This window comes from Candidatus Cardinium sp. cBcalN2 (genome assembly GCF_022810445.1).
In the GTDB taxonomy this organism is placed as follows: Bacteria; Bacteroidota; Bacteroidia; order Cytophagales; family Amoebophilaceae; genus Cardinium.
In genome coordinates this window covers 1-2,036 of record NZ_JAACGD010000022.1, presented here as the reverse complement: position 1 = coordinate 2,036, position 2,036 = coordinate 1, and the positions used below count along the sequence as shown (strand labels likewise).

Sequence of the window (2,036 nt, the reverse complement as noted above, 5' to 3'; positions counted from 1 at the left end):
TATCAACTACTACAACTAAAATAAAGGATCTGAAAGCAGGCAATAACCAACTGGAAAGTTTTATGTGTAACAACCAAGCAGAAATAAATAATTATAAGAAGGAGTTGAATGAAATCGAAAAAAGAATAAAATAGGTAATAAACACACGAAATGAGCTGAATAAATCTTTTCAAGATATAGAAGTAGCATTCTAAGAATGAGAAATAGCGCTAAAAAATAGTTATGAAACCCCATAAACCCAGTGTTCCTTTAAGCCATTTTTATTTTAATCTTTGACGCCGTTTCCATAGAGTATTCTAAAAATTTGTATGCATGGAGTCCTCTGTTAGCATACCCCAACAAAGTAACATTGCTCCTTGTAAAATAGTTGCGTTTAGCAAGTCACCGTTACAACTGCAATAGCAAAACGATTGAAAGGGACCCCCGAAGGGCAGAAAACCAAGCCCTGTGCCAAAACTTGCATATTGCATATATTCATATATTTAGTATATTACAACTGTTGTAGCTGCCGATCAGTAATTTGGCATATTGCAATAAAATGTAGTCCTTATAAATACAAAAAGCGATAAATGACTTAAAACAATGTCTTAATATTATAATTGCAAATATAAGCTCAGTGGCTTGATGCCCAGCTGTTCGACTATGTATTTTGCATAATTTTTCTTAAATAGCATAGACTATTTATGCCATTAACTTGGTCATGCTTCTATGCTTAGCTTAGTTAAAAAATTATAATACAATCAGATATAAATTAAAATGAAAGCTTCATTAACTAGACTCTTTTTTTTTCCTTGTTTTTTCATCTTGCTTTTTTTTGCTCGATGCAAATGCCCCGGTAGTATCGTTACATCAACATCTAACACACCTAAAAGTAAAGAGAAAAAGCCAGGAGACGACAGCAATCCAGAAAAAAGTGCCCATGCAGTAGACACTGGCAATGCAGCTAATGGCGTAAAAGCTAAGGGAGACAAGGAAGGTTCTATTGACGGTAATGAGAAAAAAGAGCCAAATAATGGTTCAACTCCACCACCACCTCCTCCATCTCCTAGCAGTAGTGGTAATCGGGGGCCTATTAAGCCTAGCCTATCTGCTAATAATGGTTCAATTCCACCACCACCACCAGCATCTCCTAGCAGTGGTACTAATGGGAAGGCTAGTAAGACTAGCCTATCTACTAATAATGGTTCAGCTGCTACTCCATCTCCTAGCAATAGTGCTAATACTAAGGGTTCTAGTAGCATTAGCCAGGCTACTCAGGACACTTCTTCAGTATCAAACCAGTCTTCTAACAATAATGATAATAACTCTGGTGCTATAAACTCAGGTGGTGCAACAACTAGCAATAGCCAATCTAATGTGAAAGAAAATCAGCAAAGTAAGCATATCGATTCTGCTCAGGGGACTTCTTCACCAGCAGACCAGCCTTCTAGCAATAATGATAATAATAACTCTGATGCTATAAACTCAGGTGATGAAACAACTAGTGATGGTGAAGATAGTGCGCAAGCAAAGCAGCCAGCTGGTCAGATCGATCCCAGTGTAAATCAGGACTCATTGAAAGAAAAGTCCCAACCACAGTCTGATACTTCCCAAACCGATTTGGAAGATAATAAAAAAAATGAGCCTAAACTAGCTAAAGATAATTAGCCTTTAATTTGATGCCCGCGTAGCGGGTATAGAATAGCATTTTTTGAATGGATGATCAGTAGGTCGTCTGGCTTATGGCCGACGATAAAAAATTTGTTTCCGTTCACCACTATGGCTTATGCTAGGAAAAAAATAGTATATGTTCACCACTGTGGCAGAAAGCGCGTTTTTTCTAGTTTTTCACAAAAGTTTTGACCAAAAATTGCACCATTACGTTAATAAGCTGTCCTAAAATCACGCCTGAAACAGGCCAAAATGCAAATTTCTGCCACAGTGGTGAACGGACACAAAAAACGCGCCCTTTGAAAAAAGTCCGATCAGCAAGCTTAGTTTACAGATGAAAAGAAAAACAGTTGCCGGGATGGATTACAGAGAGGTTTCTGTTTTTC

At 37.5% G+C, this 2,036-nt stretch carries 1 protein-coding gene; it reads left to right on the top strand.

Features of this window, described 5'->3' with window-relative positions:
- The first annotated feature begins 756 nt into the window (after nucleotides 1–756).
- Entirely contained in the window at nucleotides 757–1,647 is an 891-nt protein-coding gene (locus MUW74_RS00845; protein ID WP_243517541.1) for a hypothetical protein, read from the top strand.
- Nucleotides 1,648–2,036 lie beyond the last annotated feature (389 nt).

What these genes read in the sequence shown, in the direction of transcription:
- MUW74_RS00845 (WP_243517541.1), top strand. Translation starts at nt 757, where the DNA reads ATGAAAGCTTCATTAACTAGACTCTTTTTTTTTCCTTGTTTTTTCATC.